This window comes from Pseudonocardia xishanensis (assembly GCF_039541715.1).
In the GTDB taxonomy this organism is placed as follows: domain Bacteria; phylum Actinomycetota; class Actinomycetes; order Mycobacteriales; family Pseudonocardiaceae; genus Pseudonocardia; species Pseudonocardia xishanensis.
In genome coordinates this window covers 22,505-42,319 of the sequence record NZ_BAABGT010000021.1, presented here as the reverse complement: position 1 = coordinate 42,319, position 19,815 = coordinate 22,505, and the positions used below count along the sequence as shown (strand labels likewise).

At 73.0% G+C, this 19,815-nt stretch carries 21 protein-coding genes; 13 read left to right on the top strand and 8 right to left on the bottom strand.

What is annotated here, in order from left to right; all coding sequences use genetic code 11:
- Positions 1–428 precede the first annotated feature (428 nt).
- The 4 genes from ABD993_RS06545 to ABD993_RS06530 are packed head-to-tail and all read left to right on the top strand — an operon-like array spanning position 429 to position 4,140.
- Entirely contained in the window at positions 429–2,804 is a 2,376-nt protein-coding gene (locus tag ABD993_RS06545) for an ATP-binding protein (RefSeq protein ID WP_345413725.1), read from the top strand.
- Positions 2,801–3,202 carry a roadblock/LC7 domain-containing protein gene (locus ABD993_RS06540; protein WP_181784479.1) on the top strand — a complete coding sequence of 134 codons (402 nt, stop codon included), beginning with the start codon at positions 2,801–2,803 and terminating at the stop codon, positions 3,200–3,202. The genes ABD993_RS06545 and ABD993_RS06540 overlap by 4 nt, the downstream gene beginning before the upstream one ends.
- 4 nt (positions 3,203–3,206) lie before the next feature.
- Positions 3,207–3,590, top strand: coding sequence for a DUF742 domain-containing protein (locus tag ABD993_RS06535; RefSeq protein ID WP_345413721.1), 384 nt, complete (start codon positions 3,207–3,209; stop codon positions 3,588–3,590).
- A complete protein-coding gene (locus ABD993_RS06530) occupies positions 3,574–4,140 on the top strand; it encodes a GTP-binding protein (RefSeq protein WP_345413719.1) in 567 nt (188 codons plus the stop codon). The genes ABD993_RS06535 and ABD993_RS06530 overlap by 17 nt, the downstream gene beginning before the upstream one ends.
- Before the next feature lie 145 nt (positions 4,141–4,285).
- On the opposite strand, the gene ABD993_RS06525 is transcribed toward ABD993_RS06530, so the two are convergent.
- Together ABD993_RS06525 and ABD993_RS06520 are read right to left on the bottom strand one after the other, a co-directional pair.
- Positions 4,286–4,522, bottom strand: coding sequence for an acyl-CoA carboxylase subunit epsilon (locus ABD993_RS06525; RefSeq protein ID WP_345413717.1), 237 nt, complete (start codon positions 4,520–4,522; stop codon positions 4,286–4,288).
- On the bottom strand, positions 4,519–6,156 hold the full coding sequence (locus ABD993_RS06520) for an acyl-CoA carboxylase subunit beta (RefSeq protein WP_345413715.1): 1,638 nt from the start codon (positions 6,154–6,156) through the stop codon (positions 4,519–4,521). Before ABD993_RS06520 ends, ABD993_RS06525 begins: the two co-directional genes overlap by 4 nt.
- A 191-nt stretch (positions 6,157–6,347) precedes the next feature.
- On the opposite strand from ABD993_RS06520, the gene ABD993_RS06515 reads away from it, so the two are divergent.
- Genes ABD993_RS06515 through ABD993_RS06505 form a run of 3 tightly spaced genes read left to right on the top strand, consistent with a single transcriptional unit; the run spans position 6,348 to position 8,604 of the window.
- A complete protein-coding gene (locus tag ABD993_RS06515; RefSeq protein ID WP_345413713.1) occupies positions 6,348–7,157 on the top strand; it encodes a biotin--[acetyl-CoA-carboxylase] ligase in 810 nt (269 codons plus the stop codon).
- Between the two features lie 21 nt (positions 7,158–7,178).
- The gene (locus ABD993_RS06510; RefSeq protein WP_345413711.1) at positions 7,179–7,664 is read left to right on the top strand and encodes a PH domain-containing protein; all 486 of its coding nucleotides are present in this window, start codon (positions 7,179–7,181) and stop codon (positions 7,662–7,664) included.
- Positions 7,657–8,604, top strand: a complete 948-nt coding sequence (locus tag ABD993_RS06505) for a hydroxymethylglutaryl-CoA lyase (protein WP_345413709.1) — start codon at positions 7,657–7,659, stop codon at positions 8,602–8,604. Before ABD993_RS06510 ends, ABD993_RS06505 begins: the two co-directional genes overlap by 8 nt.
- Before the next feature lie 44 nt (positions 8,605–8,648).
- Here the strand turns inward: ABD993_RS06505 and ABD993_RS06500 are convergent, their stop codons facing one another.
- Entirely contained in the window at positions 8,649–9,110 is a 462-nt protein-coding gene (locus ABD993_RS06500; protein WP_345413707.1) for a MaoC family dehydratase, read from the bottom strand.
- Between the two features lie 9 nt (positions 9,111–9,119).
- The gene (gene hisN, locus ABD993_RS06495) at positions 9,120–9,920 is read right to left on the bottom strand and encodes a histidinol-phosphatase (RefSeq protein ID WP_345413706.1); all 801 of its coding nucleotides are present in this window, start codon (positions 9,918–9,920) and stop codon (positions 9,120–9,122) included.
- Between the two features lie 42 nt (positions 9,921–9,962).
- On the opposite strand from hisN, the gene ABD993_RS06490 reads away from it, so the two are divergent.
- From ABD993_RS06490 to ABD993_RS06480, 3 genes are all read left to right on the top strand, one after another.
- Positions 9,963–10,619: a response regulator transcription factor gene (locus tag ABD993_RS06490; RefSeq protein WP_345413704.1), complete on the top strand. Its 657-nt coding sequence runs from the start codon at positions 9,963–9,965 to the stop codon at positions 10,617–10,619.
- Entirely contained in the window at positions 10,616–11,887 is a 1,272-nt protein-coding gene (locus ABD993_RS06485) for an ATP-binding protein (protein ID WP_345413702.1), read from the top strand. Before ABD993_RS06490 ends, ABD993_RS06485 begins: the two co-directional genes overlap by 4 nt.
- 72 nt (positions 11,888–11,959) lie before the next feature.
- Entirely contained in the window at positions 11,960–12,895 is a 936-nt protein-coding gene (locus ABD993_RS06480) for an alpha/beta fold hydrolase (protein WP_345413700.1), read from the top strand.
- A gap of 26 nt (positions 12,896–12,921) precedes the next feature.
- Here the strand turns inward: ABD993_RS06480 and ABD993_RS06475 are convergent, their stop codons facing one another.
- Positions 12,922–13,434 (bottom strand): GtrA family protein, encoded by a 513-nt coding sequence (locus tag ABD993_RS06475; RefSeq protein WP_345413698.1) that lies wholly within the window; start codon positions 13,432–13,434, stop codon positions 12,922–12,924.
- A gap of 95 nt (positions 13,435–13,529) precedes the next feature.
- Between ABD993_RS06475 and ABD993_RS06470 the strand changes: the two genes are divergently transcribed.
- Both ABD993_RS06470 and purE read left to right on the top strand, forming a co-directional pair.
- The gene (locus tag ABD993_RS06470) at positions 13,530–14,786 is read left to right on the top strand and encodes a 5-(carboxyamino)imidazole ribonucleotide synthase (protein ID WP_345413696.1); all 1,257 of its coding nucleotides are present in this window, start codon (positions 13,530–13,532) and stop codon (positions 14,784–14,786) included.
- Entirely contained in the window at positions 14,783–15,346 is a 564-nt protein-coding gene (purE, locus tag ABD993_RS06465; protein ID WP_345413695.1) for a 5-(carboxyamino)imidazole ribonucleotide mutase, read from the top strand. The genes ABD993_RS06470 and purE overlap by 4 nt, the downstream gene beginning before the upstream one ends.
- Positions 15,347–15,601: 255 nt before the next feature.
- Here purE and ABD993_RS06460 read toward each other — a convergent pair whose 3' ends face one another.
- A complete protein-coding gene (locus tag ABD993_RS06460; protein WP_345413693.1) occupies positions 15,602–16,318 on the bottom strand; it encodes a TetR family transcriptional regulator in 717 nt (238 codons plus the stop codon).
- A gap of 86 nt (positions 16,319–16,404) precedes the next feature.
- On the opposite strand from ABD993_RS06460, the gene ABD993_RS06455 reads away from it, so the two are divergent.
- Positions 16,405–17,562 (top strand): acyl-CoA dehydrogenase, encoded by a 1,158-nt coding sequence (locus tag ABD993_RS06455; RefSeq protein ID WP_345413691.1) that lies wholly within the window; start codon positions 16,405–16,407, stop codon positions 17,560–17,562.
- Positions 17,563–17,623: 61 nt separating this feature from the next.
- On the opposite strand, the gene ilvA is transcribed toward ABD993_RS06455, so the two are convergent.
- Both ilvA and ABD993_RS06445 read right to left on the bottom strand, forming a co-directional pair.
- Positions 17,624–18,859, bottom strand: a complete 1,236-nt coding sequence (gene ilvA / locus ABD993_RS06450; protein WP_345413821.1) for a threonine ammonia-lyase IlvA — start codon at positions 18,857–18,859, stop codon at positions 17,624–17,626.
- A 216-nt stretch (positions 18,860–19,075) separates the two neighbouring features.
- Positions 19,076–19,792: a TIGR03089 family protein gene (locus ABD993_RS06445; protein ID WP_345413689.1), complete on the bottom strand. Its 717-nt coding sequence runs from the start codon at positions 19,790–19,792 to the stop codon at positions 19,076–19,078.
- Positions 19,793–19,815: the final 23 nt, after the last annotated feature.

Below are 19,815 nucleotides of genomic sequence, written 5' to 3'. Positions count from 1 at the left end.
GCCCGGCGGATGATCACTGAGGGTCGCGCGGCCGAAGGGCGCAACGGCGGCGTCCGGTGACTCTCAGGAAGAGGGTCCAACGACCCTGCAGAACGTTTCTCTCGGTCTTCGAACCGCTTGGGCGGTGAGTGGCCCGCAGATTGAGCCCAGCGGTCGCAACGCCCGCCGGATGCGGGCTGCGGTCCGCCGGACGGGCGTGTCGCACTACTCCACGAATCGGCCGAAAGGTCACGCGGCGGCGCCGATCGGCCCGTGGCGGACGCTCAGCGATGGCCCTCTCACCCGAACGTGTCACCCCCGCAACACCCTCCGTGTACCTTCCGCCGACGATGCGTCCTGTTCCGCCGGGTCCCGATCCGGTCGGAGGACCTCCCGCCGCGGGTGGGGGCACGGGGTGACGGCGCACGACCGGTGGAGAAGAAGGGTGGGTGGCCGAGGAGATGACCAGGCTGCTGGAGTGGCTGCCGCGCGGCAACACGCTCGACGACGCGTCGTGGCACAGGCGGCACCGGCTGCTGCAGGTGGTGTTGGCGATCCACATCCCGCTGGTGCTCGCACTGGGGCTGGGGCTGGGCAACCCGGCGGGGCTGCTGCTGGGCGCGGGCATCGCGCCGGTGGTCGCGGCGCTGGTCGCGGGGCACTTCGCCACGCACAAGCGGACCGCCGCCACACTGATCACGGCGGGCCTGGTGTGGTGCTCGATCACCCTGGTGGCGATCACGGGCGGCACGATCGAGGCGCACTTCCACTTCTTCATCATCATCGGGTTCATCGCGCTCTACCAGGACTGGGTGCCGTTCCTGTGGAACGTGCTGTTCACCGGCGTCTCGCACGCCGTCGGCACGATCTTCTTCCCGACGTTGATCTTCAACCACCCCGCTGCGCAGCAGAACCCCGTGCTCTGGGCGGGCATCCACGCGTTCGGCGTGCTGCTCGCCTGCGTCGGCCTGGTCATCTTCTGGCGGATCACGGAGGACGAGCAGAGCGAGAAGCACGAGCTCGGCCGTGAGCTGGTGCGCGCGGACGCCGAGATCGGCCGCAAGCAGTTCACCTCGGACATGCTGGTCAACCTCGCCCGCCGCAACCAGTCGATGCTCTACCGGCAGCTGGACATCATCAACCAGCTCGAGGAGAAGGAGCAGGACCCCGACCAGCTCGCCGAGCTGTTCAAGCTGGACCACCTCGCCACCCGCGTCCGGCGCAACGCCGAGAGCCTGCTCGTGCTCTCCGGTGAGCAGCCGCCCCGCGTGTGGTCCGCCCCGGTGTCCATGCGAGACGTCGTGCGCGCCGCGATCGCCGAGACCGAGGACCTGGACCGCGTCGAGTTCTCCGTGGACGACCGGGTGGCCGTCGCGGGGCACAGCGTCGCGGACCTGACCCACCTGCTCGCCGAGCTGACCGAGAACGCCGTCCGGTTCTCCCCGCCGGACACGTCGGTGACCATCCGGTCCCGGCCGCACCGCGCGGACGTCGGCGGCCAGGTGCTCACGGTGGAGGACTGGGGCGTCGGGATGCCCGCCGACGAGCTCGCGGCGGCGAACGAGATGCTCATCCGCCCGCGGGAGGTCGACCTGTCGGTCTCGCAGCGGCTCGGCTTCCACGTCGTCGCGCGGCTGGCCTCGCGGCACCGCATCGAGGTCTCCCTGTCGACGACGCCCGGTTCCGGCCTCACCGCCGTGGTGATCCTGCCCGCCGAGCTGTTCGTCGCCGACCCGCAGGCGGGCCCGCACGCGGGCATCGGCACCGGCCCGGAGCAGACCCGGCGCGCCACCGCCGTGCACGAGATGACCCCGGCCGAGCACGGGCAGTCCCCGGTCGGCACCGCGGTGGCGGAGCGCCCGCCGCTGCCCGGCATCGCCGCAGTCGCACCGGCTTGGACCCCGCCGACCCCACCGACCCCGCTGCCCCCGCCGAGCTCGCGGCCGTCGCCGAACGCCCGGCCCACCCCTCGCCCGGCCCACCCGAGCACCGAGATGCCGGTCGGCATGATGGGCGGCCGCCAGGGTGGTTCCTGGACGGGCTGGTGGGACCCCGCTCCCGCGGACCTGGCCGCCGGTCGGGTCGGGGCGGAGTGGGCCCACGGCGCCCCCGGCAACGGACACGGGTCCAACGGGTCCAACGGGTCCAACGGGTCCAACGGGTCCAACGGACACGGTGTGCACGGCGCCAACGGGTACGGCTCCGACGGCGCCAACGGGTACGGCGCGAACGGCACCAACGGGTACGGCTCCACCGGTCACGGCGCGAACGGCACCACCCCTGGGCAGCTCGCGAACGGCGGCCCGGGTGCCAGCCCGCGCGGCTTCGGGGACGGCAACGGGCACAGCGTTCCCGGCGGCGCGAACGGCTACGCGTCGCCCGTCGAGGTCCCGAACCGTCCGACGCTCGACACCCGTGGCGAGCCCTCGCCGTCGGGCGGGCGGGACGGAGAGGACCACGGGTCCCGTGGCTCCGACCTCGACGGTGGCTCCCGCTCCGGGCCGGACGCGCTCGGCGGTGCCCCGGCGGACACCGTCCCCGCCCAGGCGGGCGAGCCGGACGAGGACCGCCTCCCCATCCCGGCCCCCCGCGCCGCCGCGGGTGAGCCCGCGACCGGCTCCAGCGGGCTGCGCCGCCGCGTCCCACAGGCGTCGCTGGCACCCGAGCTGAAGGCCGCGGCGGTGGCGAAGGCCGCCCCGGCCCGTCCGGTCGGACCGAGCACGGACGCCGCGCAGGCGCTGTCCCGGTACCAGGCCAGCAGGCAGGCCGCCCAGGCGGTCGCCGAGCAGCAGGAATCGCACTCCGACGAGAGGACAACCCCGTGAGCACGTCGACCGGCCGGCTGGACTGGCTGCTGGTGGAGTTCACCCGGGACGTGCCGGGTGTGAGGAACGCCGTCGTCGTCTCCGGCGACGGTCTCCGCCTCGCCGCGTCCCCCGGTGTCGGCGAGGCCCTGGGCGACCAGCTGTCCGCGGCGGCGTCCGGGCTGGTCAGCCTGGCCAACGGCACCGCGCAGCTGCTGGGCTCCGGTGCGGTCAGCCAGACCATCCTCGAGATGGAGGGCGGCTACCTGTTCGTCACCGCGGTCAGCCGCGGCGCCACGCTCGCCGTGCACGCGGAGCGGGCCTGCGACATCGGCATGATCGGCTACGAGATGACGCTGCTGGCCTCGCGGGTCGGGCACGCCCTGACCCCGGCACCGCGCACCCCGGCCGGACGGTAGCGCCATGCCGTCCGATGGGGAGGTCCCCACACCGAGACGGGCGGCGGGCCGGGTGGTCCCGGTCTACGCCGTCACCGGGGGCCGCACGCGGTCGGCGGGCAAGGAGCTGCCGGTCGAGGCGCTGATCACGGTCACCCACTCGGGCCGACACGCCGCCGACCTGCAGCTGGAGTACCGCACGATCCTCGGCCTCGCCGCGGCCCCGGTGTCGCTGGTGGAGGTCGGTGCCCACCTGCAGGTGCCGGTCGGCGTCGCCCGGGTGCTGGTCGGCGACCTGGCGGACGCCGGGTACGTGGCCGTCCACCTGCCGCAGGTCGGCGGCGACGGCACGCCCGGCCCCGAGATCCTGGAACGACTGTTGGAGGGACTCCGTGCGCGATCGGGGTGAGCTCTACCCGCTCAAGATCCTCGTGGCCGGTGGCTTCGGGGTCGGCAAGACGACCTTCGTGCGGTCGCTGTCGGAGATCCCGCCGCTGCTCACCGAGCAGGCGATGACCTCCGCGTCGATCGGCGTGGACGAGACGTCCGCGGTGCCGGACAAGGTCACCACGACGGTGGCGATGGACTTCGGCCGCATCACGGTCGACGACTCGCTGATCCTCTACCTGTTCGGCACGCCCGGGCAGTCCCGCTTCTGGTTCATGTGGGACGAGCTGGCCCGCGGCTCCGTGGGCGCGGTGGTGCTGGTCGACCTGCGCCGGGTGGACGAGTGCTTCCCGGCGATCGACTACTTCGAGGACCGGCGGATCCCGTACGTCATCGGGGTCAACCGCTTCCCGGGGTCCGAGGCCCACAGCGAGGACGACGTCCGGGACGCGCTGGCGATCAACCCGGAGACCCCGGTGGTCTGGATGGATGCCCGCGAGGCAGGCTCGAGCCTGAGGTCGCTGGTGGCGCTGGTCGAGCACGCGCTGTCGCGCACTGCCGTCGCGGGCTGACGCGCCGGGATCCCCGACGCGGGTCTGTAGTCGTCCGCTCCCGCCCCGGACACCTGGGTGGCCCGAGAGTCACTGAACGGCACTCGGGCCGCCCACGTGTCACCGGGCGGGCGCCGACCGCTCGGGCCGCCCGAGTGGCGGCGGGCTAGCGGGGGAGGGCGTGGGCGCGCCAGGCACCCGGGCCCACCTGCAGGGGCTTGCGGATGCCCGCGGCCGGGTGGCCCCAGAGGCTGCGGGGCTGCGGGGCGGGGTCCTCGCCCCCACTCGCCGCGGCGGCCAACACCACGGTGAGCGCGGCGAGCTCCTCGGGCGTGGGATCACCCGAGACCACCCGGAACAGCGCGCGGCGCTCCTCGGGGGTCCGGTCCTCCGGAGCGGTCACAGCGGGATGTTCCCGTGCTTGCGCGCCGGGCCCTGCTCCTGCTTCGTGGCGAGCATCCGCAGCGACCGCCCGACGTACCCGCGGGTGTGCGACGGCGGCACGACCGCGTCGATGTACCCGCGGTCCGCGGCGATGTAGGGGTTGCAGAGGGTGTCCTCGTAGTCCTGCTGCAGCTCCGCGCGCTTGGCGGCGAGCTCGTCACCCTCCAGGCCGTTGAGCTCCTTGCGGTACAGGATGTTCACCGCGCCCTGCGCGCCGGTGACGGCGATCTGGGCGGTCGGCCAGGCGATGTTGACGTCCGCGCCGAGGTGCTTGGACCCCATGACGTCGTACGCGCCGCCGTAGGCCTTGCGGGTGATCACGGTGACCTTCGGGACGGTGGCTTCGGCGTAGGCGTAGATCAGCTTGGCGCCGCGGCGGATGATGCCGTTCCACTCCTGGTCGGTGCCCGGCAGGAAGCCCGGGACGTCGACGAAGGTGAGGATCGGGATGTTGAAGGCATCGCACGTCCGGACGAACCGGGCGGCCTTCTCGGAGGCGTCGATGTCCAGGCAGCCCGCGAGCTGGGTGGGCTGGTTGGCCACGATGCCGACCGAGCGGCCCTCGACCCGGGCGTACCCGGTGACCATGTTGGCCGCCCACAGCTCCTGGACCTCGAGGAACTCGCCCTCGTCGACGACGCGGGTGATGACCTCGCGGATGTCGTAGGGGGTGTTCACCGAGTCCGGGATGAGCGTGTCCAGCTCGCGGTCGGTGTCGGTGATGCCGTCCTCGATGGATCCGGCGGTGGGCTCCGGCGCCGGGTAGAGCGGCGGCTCGGACAGGTTGTTCGACGGGAGGAAGGAGAGCAGCTCCTTCACGTAGTCGATCGCGTCCTGCTCGTCCGAGCCGAGGTAGTGCGCCACGCCGGACTTGGAGTTGTGGGCCCGGCCGCCGCCGAGCTCCTCCATGTCCACCTCCTCGCCGGTGACCGTCTTGATCACATCCGGCCCGGTGATGAACATGTGGCTGGTCTCGTCCACCATCACGGTGAAGTCGGTCAGCGCGGGGGAGTACACGGCGCCACCGGCGGACGGGCCCATGATCAGCGAGATCTGCGGGACCACGCCGGAGGCGCGGACGTTGCGCACGAAGATCTCGCCGTAGAGACCCAGCGCGACGACGCCCTCCTGGATCCGCGCGCCGCCGCCGTCGTTGATCCCGACGACGGGGCAGCCGATCTTGGCGGCCACGTCCATGACCTTGACGATCTTCTCGCCGTAGACCTCGCCGAGCGACCCGCCGAACACCGTGGCGTCCTGGGAGAACACGGCGACCGGGCGACCGTCCACCGTGCCCGTGCCGGTGACGACGCCGTCCCCGAAGGGGCGCTTGGCGTCCATCCCGAAGTTGGTCGACCGGTGCCGGACCAGCGCGTCCAGCTCGACGAAGGAGCCAGGGTCCAGCAGCATGTCGATCCGCTCGCGCGCGGTCCGGCGACCCTTCGCGTGTTGGCGCTCGGCGGCGGCCTCCGAGGGGAGTGCCTCCTCGAAGCGACGGTAGAGATCGGCCAGCTTGCCCGCGGTCGTGTGCACGTCCGGCTCGACGTCCGGGGCGTTCGACGGGTCCCCCATCGGCTCCGTTGCAGCGCTCATGGGAGCGGACTCTAACCCGAGGGTAACCACCGTGTGACGCGGTCTGCGTTACGTCACAGTCGTTCGTCGGCCGACCGTCCGTCGTTCGTTCGGCGCAGTGTCCGGCGCACCGGTCGCGTCCCGGGCACCGTCGGGCGCCTTCACCTCCGCGTCCGGGTGGAAGGTCACCCTTCGCTGAATATCGTCCGATCGTGAGTTCGCCTGCCCCGTTCGACGTCCACGACCTGCGACACCGCCTTCTGGGCCCCGCAGGCCGCTGGACCCGCATCGACGTCGTGGACGAGACCGGGTCCACCAACGCCGATCTCGTCGCCGCGGCCGCCGCGGGCGCGCCGGACGGGTCCGTGCTGGTCACCGAGCACCAGCGAGCCGGTCGCGGGCGGTTGGACCGCAGCTGGGAGTCCCCGCGCGGCTCCGGCATCGCGGTCAGCGTGCTGTGGCGCCCGGAGGGCATCCCGGCGGAGAAGCTGGGGTGGATCCCGATGCTCGCCGGCGTCGCGCTGTTCGACGCGGTCCGCGAGCTCGCCCCGGAGGTCCCCGCCGGCCTCAAGTGGCCCAACGACCTGCTGCTCGCCGGCCGTAAGGGCGCGGGCATCCTCGCCGAGATGACCGCGGTGTCCGGCGGCGGACCCGGCGTGGTGCTCGGGCTGGGGATCAACGTCGCCTCCGCCCCGGAGACCGGCACGTCGCTGGCCGACCAGGGCGCCGCCGTCGACCGGACCGAGCTGCTGGTCACGCTGCTGCGCAACCTCGGCGAGCGCCAGGCCGCCTGGCGCGCCGAGGGCGGGGACGCGGACGAGTCCGGGCTGCGCGGCGACTACCGCGCCGCCTGCCTGTCCCTCGGCTCCGAGGTGCGGGTGGAGATGCCGGGCGGCAGCGCCATCGTCGGGATCGCGGAGGACGTCGACCGCAGCGGCCACCTGCTCGTGCTGGAGCCGGACGGCACCCGCCGCCCGATCGCGGCGGGGGACATCGTCCACCTGAGGCCCGCCCAGCCCTAGGGCGTCTCTAGGCTCGCCCGCATGGCCTACCCGGACGAGCTGCTGGTCGAGGGCGAGCGGATCGTCCTGCACACCCACCCGCACTGGAAGATGCTGATCGCGCCGGTGCTGGTCTTCCTGGTCACGGTCGGTGCCGCGGCGTTCCTCGCCGCACTGGTCTCCGCGCAGTCCTGGGCGTGGATCGCCTGGGTCGCCCTCGCGGTGGTCGCGGTGGCGCTCGTCGGCCGGTTCACCGTGCTGCCGTTCGTCCGCTGGCGCACCACCCACTTCGTGGTGACGACGCGGCGGGTGCTGGTCCGCGAGGGCCTGATCTCGCGCAGCGGCATGGACATCCCGATGACGCGGATCAACACGGTGCAGTTCCGGCACACGATCCTGGAGCGCATGCTGGGGTGCGGCACCCTCGTCGTCGAGTCCGCGTCGGACGAACCGTTGGAGTTCACCGACATCCCGGCCGTCGAACGGGTCCATTCGCTGCTCTACCAGGAGGTCGCCGACGATGACTGAGCCGATTCCAGCACTGCCCATGACCGTGCCCGCCGAGGGACTGCCCGCGCACGTCACGATCTACGAGGTCGGCGCGCGGGACGGGCTGCAGAACGAGCAGGCCGTGGTCCCGGTCGAGGTGAAGGCGGAGTTCCTGAACCGGCTGGCCGACGCGGGGCTCATGACGCTGGAGGCCACCAGTTTCGTGCACCCGAAGTGGGTGCCCCAGCTCGCCGACGCCGCGGAGCTGCTGGGGATGCTGGACCGGCGCCAGGGCGTGGACTACCCCGTCCTGGTGCCGAACGAGCGCGGTCTGGACCGGGCGATCGAGGCGGGCGTGGACCACGTCGCGGTGTTCGCCAGCGCCACCGAGACGTTCGCGGAGAAGAACCTCAACCGCACCCTGGACTCGCAGTTCGCGATGTTCGAGCCCACGGTGAAGCGCGCGCTCGCGGAGGGCATGCGGGTGCGGGCCTACGTGTCGATGGCGTTCGGGGACCCCTGGGAGGGGGCCGTCGAGCCCGCCCAGGTCGCCGCCGTCGGACGACGGCTGGTCGAGATGGGCAGCGGGCAGCTGTCGCTGGGGGACACCATCGGCACCGGTACGCCCGGGCACGCCGAGGCCGTGATCGACGCGTGCGTGGCGGGCTCGGTCCCGATCGACCGGATCGCCGTGCACTTCCACGACACCTACGGCCAGGCCCTGGCCAACACCCTCGCCGCGCTGCGCCGCGGGGTGACCACCGTGGACGCCTCGACCGGCGGCCTCGGCGGCTGCCCCTACGCCAAGTCCGCCACCGGCAACCTGGCCACCGAGGACCTCGTCTGGATGCTCGACGGGCTGGGGATCGGCCACGGCGCCCGGCTGGACGCTCTTGTCGAGACCTCGGTGTGGATGGCGGGCAAGCTCGGCCGCCCCTCGCCGTCGCGGGTGGTCAAGGCCCTGTCCGGGGGCGCCTGACGCCATCCGCGCCGGACGGCGCCGACCTGCCTGCCGTCGACGTGTCAGCGCTGGGGGACCTCCCGTGAGCCGAACATGCCGGTGAACCGAGCCCGGTAGACCACGTCCGCGCTGTCCGCGGTCCCGCGCCGCATCCAGGCGCGCAGTGTGATCAGCCCCATCCACGGCTTCGAGGCGGAGCGCCGGGCCTCCAGGACCTCCAGGGAGCCGAACAGCTCGTCGCTCGCGAAGACCGGGGCCGGCCAGGCGACCTCGTCGCCGCCGGGAGAGCCGAGCGCGGTCGAGTCGAGGAGTAGCCCGTCGACGTAGAGCCGCATCCACAGACCCGCGGTGAACCACCCGGAGGCCGCCAGCCGCCCGAAGATCGACTCCTTGCCCGCGGCCTCGTCGAGGTGGAAGGGCTGCGGGTCGAACCGGCGCGCGAACTCGATCATCTCGTCGTGGTCGACGACCGTCGACCCGAACTGGAACACGCGCCCGGGCGTGAGGTCCTCGAATGCGATCATCCGAGCAAACTAGCCCAGTAAGGCGAGTGCCTGGTCGTGCAGGAGGCCGTTCGAGGCCAGGCCGTCGCCGCCCGCGAAGCCGACCGTCCCGCGCAGGTCGGTCAGCCGCCCGCCCGCCTCCTCCAGGATGGGCTGCACCGCGGCGAGGTCCCACGGGTTCGCCGCGGGCTCCACGGCCAGGTCGAGCACGCCCTCCGCCACGAGACAGTGCTGCCAGAAGTCGCCGAACGCGCGGGTCTCCCAACAGGCCTGCGACAGGGCGAGCCAGCGGTCCAGCGTCCCGGTCTCGCGGAAGGTCTCCTGGTTCGTGGTCGAGACGTAGGCGTCCTCCAGCGCGGCCACCCCGGTCACGGTGATCCGTCGGGCCTCACCGCCCGGTCGGTCGCTGGTCCACGCGCCGTGGCCCGCGGCCCCCCACCAGCGCCGACCCAGCGCCGGAGCGCTGACCACGCCCACCGTGGGGCGCCCGGCCACGCACAGCGCGATCAGCGTGCCCCACACGGGCATGCCGCGGGAGAAGTTCTTGGTGCCGTCGATCGGGTCGATCACCCAGCCCCGTCCGGCGCCGACGGCGCCGCCGCCCTCCTCGCCCAGGATCGCGTCCGTGGGCCGCTCCCCGGCCAGCGCGGCGCGCAGGGCCTCCTCGGCGGCGGTGTCCGCGTCCGTGACCGGCGTGCGGTCCGGCTTGCGGGTCACCTTCAGGTCCGTCGCCCGGAAGCGGGGGAGGGTGATCGCGTCGGCCAGGTCGGCCAGTGCCAGGGCGAGGGAGAGATCGGCACGGGTGTCCGGTTCGGGCGGCGGAGTCTTCACGGCGCGCCAGCATGCCACTCCGGGTGGGCATACTCTCCACCCGTGACCACCGTCCTGTTGGCGGAGGACGACACCGCGATCGCGGAGCCGCTCTCCCGGGCCCTCCAGCGCGAGGGCTACGAGGTGGACGTCGCCTCGAACGGCGCCGCCGCCCTCGACGTCGTCCGGCAGGGGAACGTCGACCTGCTCGTGCTGGACCTGGGCCTGCCCGGGATGGACGGGCTGGAGGTCTGCCGCAGGCTCCGGCCGGACTTCCCCGACCTCCCCGTCCTGATGCTCACCGCGCGGACGGACGAGGTCGACTTCGTGGTGGGACTGGACGCGGGCGCGGACGACTACGTCGGCAAGCCCTTCCGGCTCGCCGAGCTGCTCGCCAGGGTCCGCGCGCTGCTGCGCAGGCTGACCCCGGAGACCGTCGAGGTCGGGGGCGTGCGGATGGAGCTGTCCGGCCGCCGCGTCCTGGTCGACGGCGAGGAGATCGCCCTGGCCAACAAGGAGTTCGAGCTCCTGAGGGTGCTCCTGCTGCGCGCCGGGCAGGTCGTGACCCGCGAGGAGATCCTGCGCGAGGTCTGGAACGACCCGGACATGAAGACCTCGAAGACGCTGGACATGCACATGTCCTGGCTGCGTCGCAAGATCGGCGGGGAACGGCGGATCGCCACCGTGCGCGGCGTGGGATTCCGCTTCAACCACGCATGAGGCGCCGGATCCTGCTCTCCACCCTCTTCGTCGTGACGGTCACGGCGCTGGTCCTCGGCGGCCCGCTCGCCTTCACCACCTGGCGGCTGGTGGACGACTTCACCCGCGCCGAGCTGATCCAGCAGCTGGAGCGGATCGCGGGCAGGCTGGACGACCAGCCCCCCGGCACCCCGATCGACCGGGCGGCGATCGCGCTCGCGGTGCCCGCGGACGGGCAGCTCGTCGTGGACGTCCCCGGTTCCCCGGCACAGACCGTCGGCGCGGCACCCGCGGAGGAGACGATCTCCGAGTCGCTGCCCTTCGGCCCCGGCGGCACGATCACCCTGTCCGAGCCGGTCTCGGTGATGCGCACCCAGCAGGTGCAGGTCACGGTGGTGGTGATCCTGCTGGTGGTGCTGTCGGTGGGCACCGGCGCGGTGGTCGCCACGGTCACCGCGCGCCGGCTCGCCGAGCCCCTGCTGGACGTCGCCGACCGGGCCGCCCGGCTCGGCGCCGGGGACTTCCGCCGCGCCCCGCACCGGCACGGCATCCCCGAGCTGGACCGGGTGTCGGACGTCCTCGACACCTCCGCGACCGCGCTCGCCGATCTCGTGCAGCGCGAGCGCGCACTCGTCGGGGACGTCTCGCACCAGCTGCGCAGCCGGATCACCGCGCTGATCCTGCGGCTGGACGAGCTCTCCACCCACCCGGACCCGGGCGCCCGCCGCGAGGCCCTCGCCGCGCTGGAGCAGACCGAGCGGCTCTCCGAGGTGCTCGACGAGCTGCTCGAGGCCGCCCGCGCCGCCCGCGCCGCAGGCGCCGAGCCCATGGACCTGCGGGAGGGCCTGGCCGAGGTCGCGGACGAGTGGCGCCCCGCCCTCGAGTCCGCCGGGCGCAGGCTGAAGCTCCGGGTGCCGGAGGGTCTGCTCGCCCGCGTCACGCCCGCCCGCATCCGGGAGGCGGTGGGCGCGCTGGTGGACAACGCGATCCAGCACGGGGACGGCACCGTGACGATCTCGGCCCGCGAGGGCGCGACCGCGCTCGTCGTGGAGGTGACCGACACCGGCCCGGGGATCCCCGAGGAGCTGGTCCCGCACGTCTTCGACCGCGGCGTCTCCGTGCAGTCCTCGACCGGTCTGGGGCTCGCGCTGGCCAGGGCCCTGGTCGAGGCGGACGGCGGACGGCTGGAGCTCTCCCGGGCCCGCCCACCCACCTTCACCCTTTTCCTGCCCGCGGCCCGGGCGGACGACGTCGTCGCCACGCCCCGGCCCGCGACCACCCCGAGGTGACCTTCTCCCGCCGACCCGGTGATCCCCCGCCGCGCAGCCGGTGGCTAAACGTTCGTTCAGTAGAGTGCGGGCATGGAGCGGATGGTGGCGACGGCCGACGGGATCACGCTGCGCGTCACCGAGGAGGGCTCGGGGCCGCCGGTGGTCCTGGTCCACGGCTTCCCCGAGCTGGCCTACTCATGGCGCCACCAGCTGCCCGCGCTGGCCGCCGCCGGGTACCGGGCCGTCGCCCCGGACATGCGCGGGTACGGCGGCTCGTCGCGGCCGGAGCGCGTCGAGGACTACGACATCCTCGCGCTGACCGGCGACCTCGTCGGCCTGCTCGACTCGCTGGGCGAGGAGCGGGCGGTGTTCGTCGGGCACGACTGGGGCGCGATGGTGGTGTGGAACCTGGCGCTGCTGCACCCGGAGCGGGTGGCCGCCGTGTGCGGGATGAGCGTGCCGTTCACGCCCCGCTCGCAGCGCCCGCCGACCGAGATCTGGCGCGAGAAGCTGGGCGACCGGTTCTTCTACATCCTGCACTTCCAGCGGCCCGGAGTGGCGGACGCCGAGCTGGCGGCGGACCCCGCGCTCACCATGCGCGGCATGCTCTGCGGCCTCACGACGGGGGACGGGACCGCGCTGATCGGCCCGGCGGACGGGCGCGGCGTCGCCGAGCGGCTGCCGCAGCCCGCGACGCTGCCGGACTGGTTGTCCCAGGCCGAGCTGGACCACTACACGGCCGAGTTCGCGCGCACCGGGTTCACCGGCGGCGTGAACTGGTACCGCAACTTCGATCGGAACTCGGAGCTGACCGAGGCGCTCGCGGACGCCCACGTCACGATGCCGAGCCTGTTCCTGGCGGGGTCTGCGGACCCGGTGCTGCGGATGAACCCGCCGGACCGGCAGGCCCGTTACCTGGACGACCTGCGCGGCGAGATCCTCGTCGACGGTGCGGGGCACTGGGTGCAGCAGCAGCGCCCGGACGAGGTGAACGCGGCCCTGCTGGAGTTCCTCCGGGGCCTCTGACTGCATCGGCTGGCTACAACGGCTGACTACAACGGCTCCGACACCTGGCGCCGCGCGTTCTGGTCCGGGAAGACGAACCTGCGGAAGGCCCACCAGCGGAACGCCATCCCCACCAGCGTGCCGAGGATCTGCCCGCTGACGAAGTCCGCGACCTCCTGCGTGAGCAGGGACACCGCCGGGACCTGGAGGTCGAACAGGTAGCGGGACGCGGCGAGCGGCGCGGAGTACACCGCCACCCCGACCCCGCTCACCAGGAAGAACAGCAGTGCCTCGTGGTGGCGCTCGCGGCCGCCGCGGGTGCGGAAGGACCATTCGCGGTTCAGCACGTAGGACACGATGGTCGCGACCAGCACCGCGAGGATCTTCGCGGTGAGCGGCTTCTCCGCCAGGACCGTGCTCTTGAGCACCAGGAAGACCACGGTGTCGATGACCCAGGTGGTCCCCCCGACCATCGCGAACTTCAGCAGCTCGCGGTGCCGGAAGGCGATGTCGCGATACGGCTGCGGGATGCGCGCGAGCGTCGCTTCGACCAGGGACACTCGATCGATCGTGCCAGAGGGAGGAACCGGACACCGGGTCGGGGCGGCCTTGTCGACGCAGGTCACACCGTCACCACAGGTAGGCTTCCGACACCGTGGACACCAACACTCCCCCGCCGAGTCCGCACCGCGACTTCCCCGTCGTCGGGATGGTCGGCGGCGGCCAGCTCGCCCGGATGACCCATCAGGCCGCGATCGGGCTGGGCCAGTCCCTGCGGGTCCTGGCCGTGAAGGCGGACGAGCCCGCCCCGCTCGTCACCCCCGACGTCGTGCCCGGCGGGCCGGACCTGGAGTCGCTGCGCGCGCTGGCGGTGGGCTGCGACGCGGTGACCTTCGACCACGAGGGCGTCCCCCAGGAGCACCTGCGCGCGCTGGTCGGGGACGGGGTCGCGGTGCGCCCGCACCCGGACGCCCTGCTGCACGCCCAGGACAAGCTGGTCATGCGGCGCAGGCTGTCGGCGATGGGCCTGCCGGTGCCCGCCTACGCCGAGGTCACCACGCCGTCGCAGGTCGAGGACTTCGCCGCCGAGCACGGCTGGCCGGTGGTGCTCAAGGCGGCCCGCGGCGGGTACGACGGGCGCGGGGTCTGGTTCCTGCGTTCGCCGGACTCGGCCGAGGGGGCCGCCGCGGGCGCTCCGGTGCGCGATCTCGTGGCCGAGCTGCTCGCCGCGGGGACGCCACTGCTGGTCGAGGAGGCCGTGGAGATGTTCCGCGAGCTCGCCGCCCAGGTCGCGCGGTCGCCGTTCGGACAGGCCGCGGCGTGGCCGGTGGTCGAGACGGTGCAGGAGGGGGGCCAGTGCGTCGAGGTCCTCGCCCCCGCCCCCGGGCTGTCCGAGGAGCGCGCGCTGGAAGCCCAGTCGATCGCCCTGCGGATCGCACACGAGCTGGACGTGACGGGCCTGCTCGCCGTCGAGCTGTTCGAGACCGCGGGCGGACTGGTGATCAACGAGCTGGCGATGCGCCCGCACAACTCCGGGCACTGGACGATCGAGGGGGCGCGCACCTCGCAGTTCGAGCAGCACCTGCGCGCGGTGCTGGACTATCCGCTGGGGACGACCTCGATGACCGCACCGGTCGTCGTCATGGCCAACGTGCTGGGTGCGGAGAAGACCCCCGAGATGTCCGTCGACGAGCGGATCCACCATCTCTTCGCGCGGTTCCCGCAGGTCAAGGTGCACATGTACGGCAAGGGTGAGCGCCCGCTGCGCAAGGTGGGGCACGTGAACGTGCTCGGCGCCGACCTCACCGAGGCCCGGCGCACGGCGGTGCTGGCGGCGCACTGGCTGTCGACCGCCGAATGGGAGGACGGCTGGTCCGTCCACTCCGGACGAGAGGTGGGGGACCGGACATGACCCGCGTCGGCGTGATCATGGGGAGCGACTCGGACTGGCCGGTCATGGAGGCCGCCGGGACCGCGCTCGCCGAGTTCGACGTGGAGTACGAGGTCGGCGTCTACTCCGCGCACCGCACGCCGCAGCGCATGCTGGACTACGCGGTCTCGGCGGCGGACCGGGGCGTCGGCGTGATCATCGCCGGGGCGGGCGGCGCCGCCCACCTCCCGGGCATGGTCGCCGCTGCCACGCCGCTGCCGGTGATCGGCGTTCCCGTCCCGCTCAAGACGCTCGACGGCCTCGACTCGCTGCTCTCGATCGTCCAGATGCCCGCCGGGGTGCCGGTGGCCACGGTCGCGATCGGCAACGCCCGCAACGCGGGCCTGCTCGCCGTCCGGATCCTCGCGGCCACCGACCCGGCCCTGCGCGCGCGGATGGTGGAGTTCCAGCGAGACCTCGAGCGGATGGTGGTGGACAAGGACACCGCGCTCCGCGCGACGGTCGACTCCGCGCTCCGCGCGACGGTCGACTCCGCGCCCCGCGCGACGATCGACACGGCCCCGCGTGACGAGCTCCGATAAACCGTGGCGAGGACGCCTCTCCCGGTCGTAGGGTGGCCGTACACAAGAAGGGAGGTGGTCCGACGTTGATTTCCACGAGGACTTGTGAGGTGGCTGCCCGCTAGGCAGCACAGGACGTCTTCCTGACGGCCGTGGAAGCCGGGTTGCCGGCGAATCCCAGGCAGTCACCGTTGATCCCCGGGCCCGAGCCCAGTCCAGCTCGGCGTGCGTCTCCCTTCGGAGACGGCCCGGGGATCACCCATGTCCGACACCCGCTCAGCGTTCGAGAGCGCGGGCGACCTGCTCCAGCCGGCGGGTGACCTGCTCCAGGTCCGGGCCCTCGTGCAGCGGGAGCAGGTCCGCGACCTTGCGGAAGTGCACCACACAGGCCGGGACGCCCTCGGCGGTGCCGCCGTCGGCCAGCCACCGGCGCAGGGCCTGGTTGTGGGCGGCGACGACGGCCGCGGCGGTGACGGCGGCGCGCAGGTCGCCGTCCTCGACCCCCGACAGCCGGGCGGTGAGCTCGCGGGTGAACAGCCTGCGGTAGTGGTGCACCATCGCGGCCTCCCGGTCGCGCAGCGCGGGGACCGCGTGGACCAGGGCGAAACGCTTGCGGGCGGTGTCCGGCTCGGACAGGTAGAGGTCGAACACGGTCTCCCCGGCGCGCAGGGTGAGCGGCAGGAGCGGCTCGGCGGGGTGCGCGGTCTCGAAGACCTCGGCGATCCGCGCGAGCCCGAGCTCGTGGTCGGGGGAGACCGCGTCCTCCTTGCCCGCGAAGTACCGGAAGAAGGTCCGCCGCCCGACGCCCGCGGCCGCGGCGATGTCGTCGACGGTCGTGTCGTCGTACCCCCGCGCGGTGAACAGGTCCACCGCCGCGCGCACGAGGTCCCGCCGCAGCTCGGCCCGGCCCTCCGCCGATCGTCCGCTCCTCTTACCCACCCCGCCGGCTCCACCGGCTGCCGTCCCCCGGCGGGTGACCGTTGTCTCGGACATGGCACGGAGGGTACCAACGGCGTTGTCTGGTGGCACGCAGTGCCGTTACGCTGGAGGCACCCCGGACACCGACGTGTGGAGAAGAGATGTTGAACGCCGACTTCGAGGCCTACCGGCTGAGCGACGAGCACGAGGCGCTCCGCGAGGCCGTGCGCGCGCTCGCCGAGAAGGAGATCGCGCCGTACGCCGCGGAGGTCGACGAGCAGGCCCGGTTCCCCGTCGAGGCGAAGGACGCGCTCACCAAGGCGGGCTTCCACGCGGTGCACATCCCCGAGGAGTACGGCGGCGAGGGCGCGGACGAGCTGGCCGCGTGCATCGTCATCGAGGAGGTCGCGCGGGTCTGCGCGTCGTCGTCGCTGATCCCGGCGGTCAACGGGCTCGGCTCGGTGCCGATCCTGCTGTCGGCGTCGGAGGAGCTGAAGAAGCAGGTGCTGCCCACGCTCGCGTCCGGCGAGGCGATGATCAGCTACGCGCTGTCCGAGCGGGAGGCCGGCTCGGACGCCGCGGCGATGAAGACCCGTGCGCGCCGAGACGGCGACGACTGGGTGCTCAACGGCACCAAGTGCTGGATCACCAACGCCGGCGTGTCGACCTGGTACACCGTCATGGCGGTGACCGACCCGGAGAAGAAGGCGAACGGCATCTCCGCGTTCGTGGTCCACAAGGACGACCCCGGCTTCGAGGTCGGGCCCAAGGAGCGCAAGCTCGGCATCGCGGGCTCGCCCACCCGCGAGATCTACTTCCAGGACTGCCGCATCCCCGGCGACCGGATCATCGGGGCGGAGGGCACGGGCTTCAAGACCGCGCTCGCCACGCTGGACCACACCCGCCCGACGATCGGGGCGCAGGCCGTCGGGATCGCGCAGGGGGCGCTGGACCAGGCGATCGCCTACGTCAAGGAGCGCAGGCAGTTCGGCAAGGCCATCGCGGACTTCCAGGGCATCCAGTTCATGCTCGCCGACATGGCGATGAAGGTGGAGGCCTCCCGGCAGCTGGTGTACGTCGCGACCTCGCGCGCGGAGCGCGGCGAGAAGAACCTCGGCTTCATCTCCTCGGCGGCGAAGTGCCTCGCGTCGGACACGGCCATGCAGGTGACCACGGACGCCGTCCAGCTCTTCGGCGGGGCGGGCTTCACCAAGGACTTCCCCGTCGAGCGGATGATGCGGGACGCGAAGATCACGCAGATCTACGAGGGCACCAACCAGGTGCAGCGGATGGTGATGGCGCGGTCGCTGCTCAGGTGAGCGGCGGGGTCGACCCGTCGGCCGGAGCAGGTGGACGACGAGTCCCGGCCGCGGTGAGCCGTCAGAGGATGAAGCGGAACAGCGGCGAGTCCGGGGGGATGCGCTCGATCCGGGGAGGGGCTGCGGCCATCCGCTCCAGGAGGGCGTCCAGGTCTTTCGGGTCGCCCAGCTCGATGCCGACGAGCGCGGGCCCGGTCTCGCGGCTGCTCCGCTTGGTGTACTCGAACAGCGTGATGTCGTCGTCCGGGCCGAGGGTCTCGTCGAGGAAGCGGCGCAGCGCCCCCGGCTCCTGCGGGAACTCGACCAGGAAGTAGTGCTTGCGGCCCTCCCACACCAGGGCGCGCTCCACGATGTCCGCGTACCGGCTGACGTCGTTGTTGCCCCCGGAGAGCAGACATACCGTCGTCGAGCCGTGCGGGATGTCCAGCTGACCGAGCGCGGCCGGGGCCAGGGCGCCCGCGGGCTCCGCGATGATCCCGTCGGTCTGGTAGAGCGCGAGCATCTCGACGCAGATCCTGCCCTCGTCGACGGCGTGCAGCTCGACGTCCGCCGCCTGCGCGATCGGGAACGTGACGTCCCCGACCCGGCGGACCGCCGCGCCGTCGACGAAGGACTCGACCTCGTCGAGGGTGGTCGGCTCGCCGGCCGCCAGCGCCGCCGCCATGCTCGCCGCCCCCGCGGGCTCGACCGCGATCACCCGCACCTCCGGGTGGCGTTCCCGCAGGTAGGTCAGGGTGCCTGCGAGGAGCCCGCCGCCGCCCACCGGCACGATGATCTGGTCCGGCGGGTCCGCGAGCTGGCTGAGGATCTCCCGCGCCACGGTGCCCTGGCCCGCCACGGTGCGGGGATCGTCGAAGGCGGGGACGAGCGTGGCGCCGGACTCCGCGGCGTCCGTGGCGGCGGCCGCGGCGGCGTCGTCGTAGGTGTTCCCGACGACGATCGTGCGGACGACCCTCCCGCCCAGCCGCGCGACGCGGTCGCGCTTCTGTCGCGGGGTCGTCCGGGGCAGGTAGATCCGGGCCGTGACGCCGAGCCGCGCGCACGCGAACGCGACACCCTGGGCGTGGTTGCCCGCGCTCGCGCACACCACCCCGCGCTCGCGCTCGGCCTCCGTGAGCTGGGCGATCAGGTTGTAGGCGCCGCGGATCTTGTAGGACCGCACCGGCTGCAGGTCCTCGCGCTTGAGCCAGACCTCGCCGCCCACCGCGTCCGACAGCCGGGCCGAGATCTGCAGCGGGCTGGGCCCGATCACCGCTCGCAGTCGCCCCGCCGCCTCGTCGACGTCGGAGGCGGTCACGGAGGTGGCGGGTGCGCTGGTCACGGTTCCACCGTAAACGGCGTCGGGTCGACCGGCCGACACACCTCGCTCATGATCGCCGTTCCCGTGCTCGCAGCGCGGTGACCACCGCGCTGAGCGCACGCGACCGGCGATCGAGCAGCGCTGCGTGCACGAAACGTGCGATCTCGGGGTGTGGGCGGATCAGCGGTGGATCAGCGGCGGATCAGCGGCGGATCAGAGGCGGACGGTGCACCGCTCCGACTCGTACTTGCGGTCGAGGCGTGCCGGGTCCGGGTTCGCGACCTGGACCAGGGACGCGCCCGCCGCGAGGACGGCGAGGAGGCCGTCGACCAGGCCCGGCGTTCCGACCCAGTCCTTCGTGGACAGCACCCGCGAGTCGGCGGTCAGGCCCAGGTCCGCGGCGCGGGCGGTCGCGCGGGCGAGGATCTCCGCGACCGTGGTGCCCGCGAGGGCGGCGGCGGTGTCCGGGACGGGCTCCCACGGGACGAACTCGTCCCCGTGCAGCCGCACCTCGGTCGCGAAGTCGATCACACCCTGGGGGAGGCCGTCGATGCCGCGGCCGAAGGCGTCCAGGGACAGGGCGACCACGCCGTCGGCGGGCTCCGCGGCGAGCGCGAGGTCGACCCGGTCGCGGTCGCAGAACACCCAGTCCGCCTCGGCGGGCTCGGCGACCACCTCCGCGCCGCAGGACCAGGCCGCGAGCAGCACCGACGCCGTCTGCCAGTGCGCGGGCAACAGCACCGCCACCCGGCCACCGGGCTCGACGTCGCACTCGTCCCGCAGCAGGTTCGCCGTCTTGGCGACCCAGTTCGCGGTGGTGACGGCGGAGAGCTCGATGCGCTCGCCCGTCGCGTCGTCGTAGAAGGTGACCAGCGGGCGGGCGGGGGCCGCGCGCAGGATCGGGGTCAGCAGGGCGGAGGTCAGCGACACCGCCCCGTTCTACCCGGTGATCG

Bases quoted from the DNA above. Each gene is read 5' to 3' on its own strand.
- ABD993_RS06485 (WP_345413702.1), top strand. From the start codon at position 10,616: ATGAGGCGCCGGATCCTGCTCTCCACCCTCTTCGTCGTGACGGTCACG.
- ABD993_RS06480 (WP_345413700.1), top strand. From the start codon at position 11,960: ATGGAGCGGATGGTGGCGACGGCCGACGGGATCACGCTGCGCGTCACC.
- ABD993_RS06535 (WP_345413721.1), top strand. From the start codon at position 3,207: ATGCCGTCCGATGGGGAGGTCCCCACACCGAGACGGGCGGCGGGCCGG.
- ABD993_RS06460 (WP_345413693.1), bottom strand. From the start codon at position 16,318: ATGTCCGAGACAACGGTCACCCGCCGGGGGACGGCAGCCGGTGGAGCC.
- ABD993_RS06505 (WP_345413709.1), top strand. From the start codon at position 7,657: ATGACTGAGCCGATTCCAGCACTGCCCATGACCGTGCCCGCCGAGGGA.
- ABD993_RS06500 (WP_345413707.1), bottom strand. From the start codon at position 9,110: ATGATCGCATTCGAGGACCTCACGCCCGGGCGCGTGTTCCAGTTCGGG.
- purE (WP_345413695.1), top strand. From the start codon at position 14,783: ATGACCCGCGTCGGCGTGATCATGGGGAGCGACTCGGACTGGCCGGTC.
- ABD993_RS06455 (WP_345413691.1), top strand. From the start codon at position 16,405: ATGTTGAACGCCGACTTCGAGGCCTACCGGCTGAGCGACGAGCACGAG.
- ABD993_RS06510 (WP_345413711.1), top strand. From the start codon at position 7,179: ATGGCCTACCCGGACGAGCTGCTGGTCGAGGGCGAGCGGATCGTCCTG.
- ABD993_RS06520 (WP_345413715.1), bottom strand. From the start codon at position 6,156: ATGAGCGCTGCAACGGAGCCGATGGGGGACCCGTCGAACGCCCCGGAC.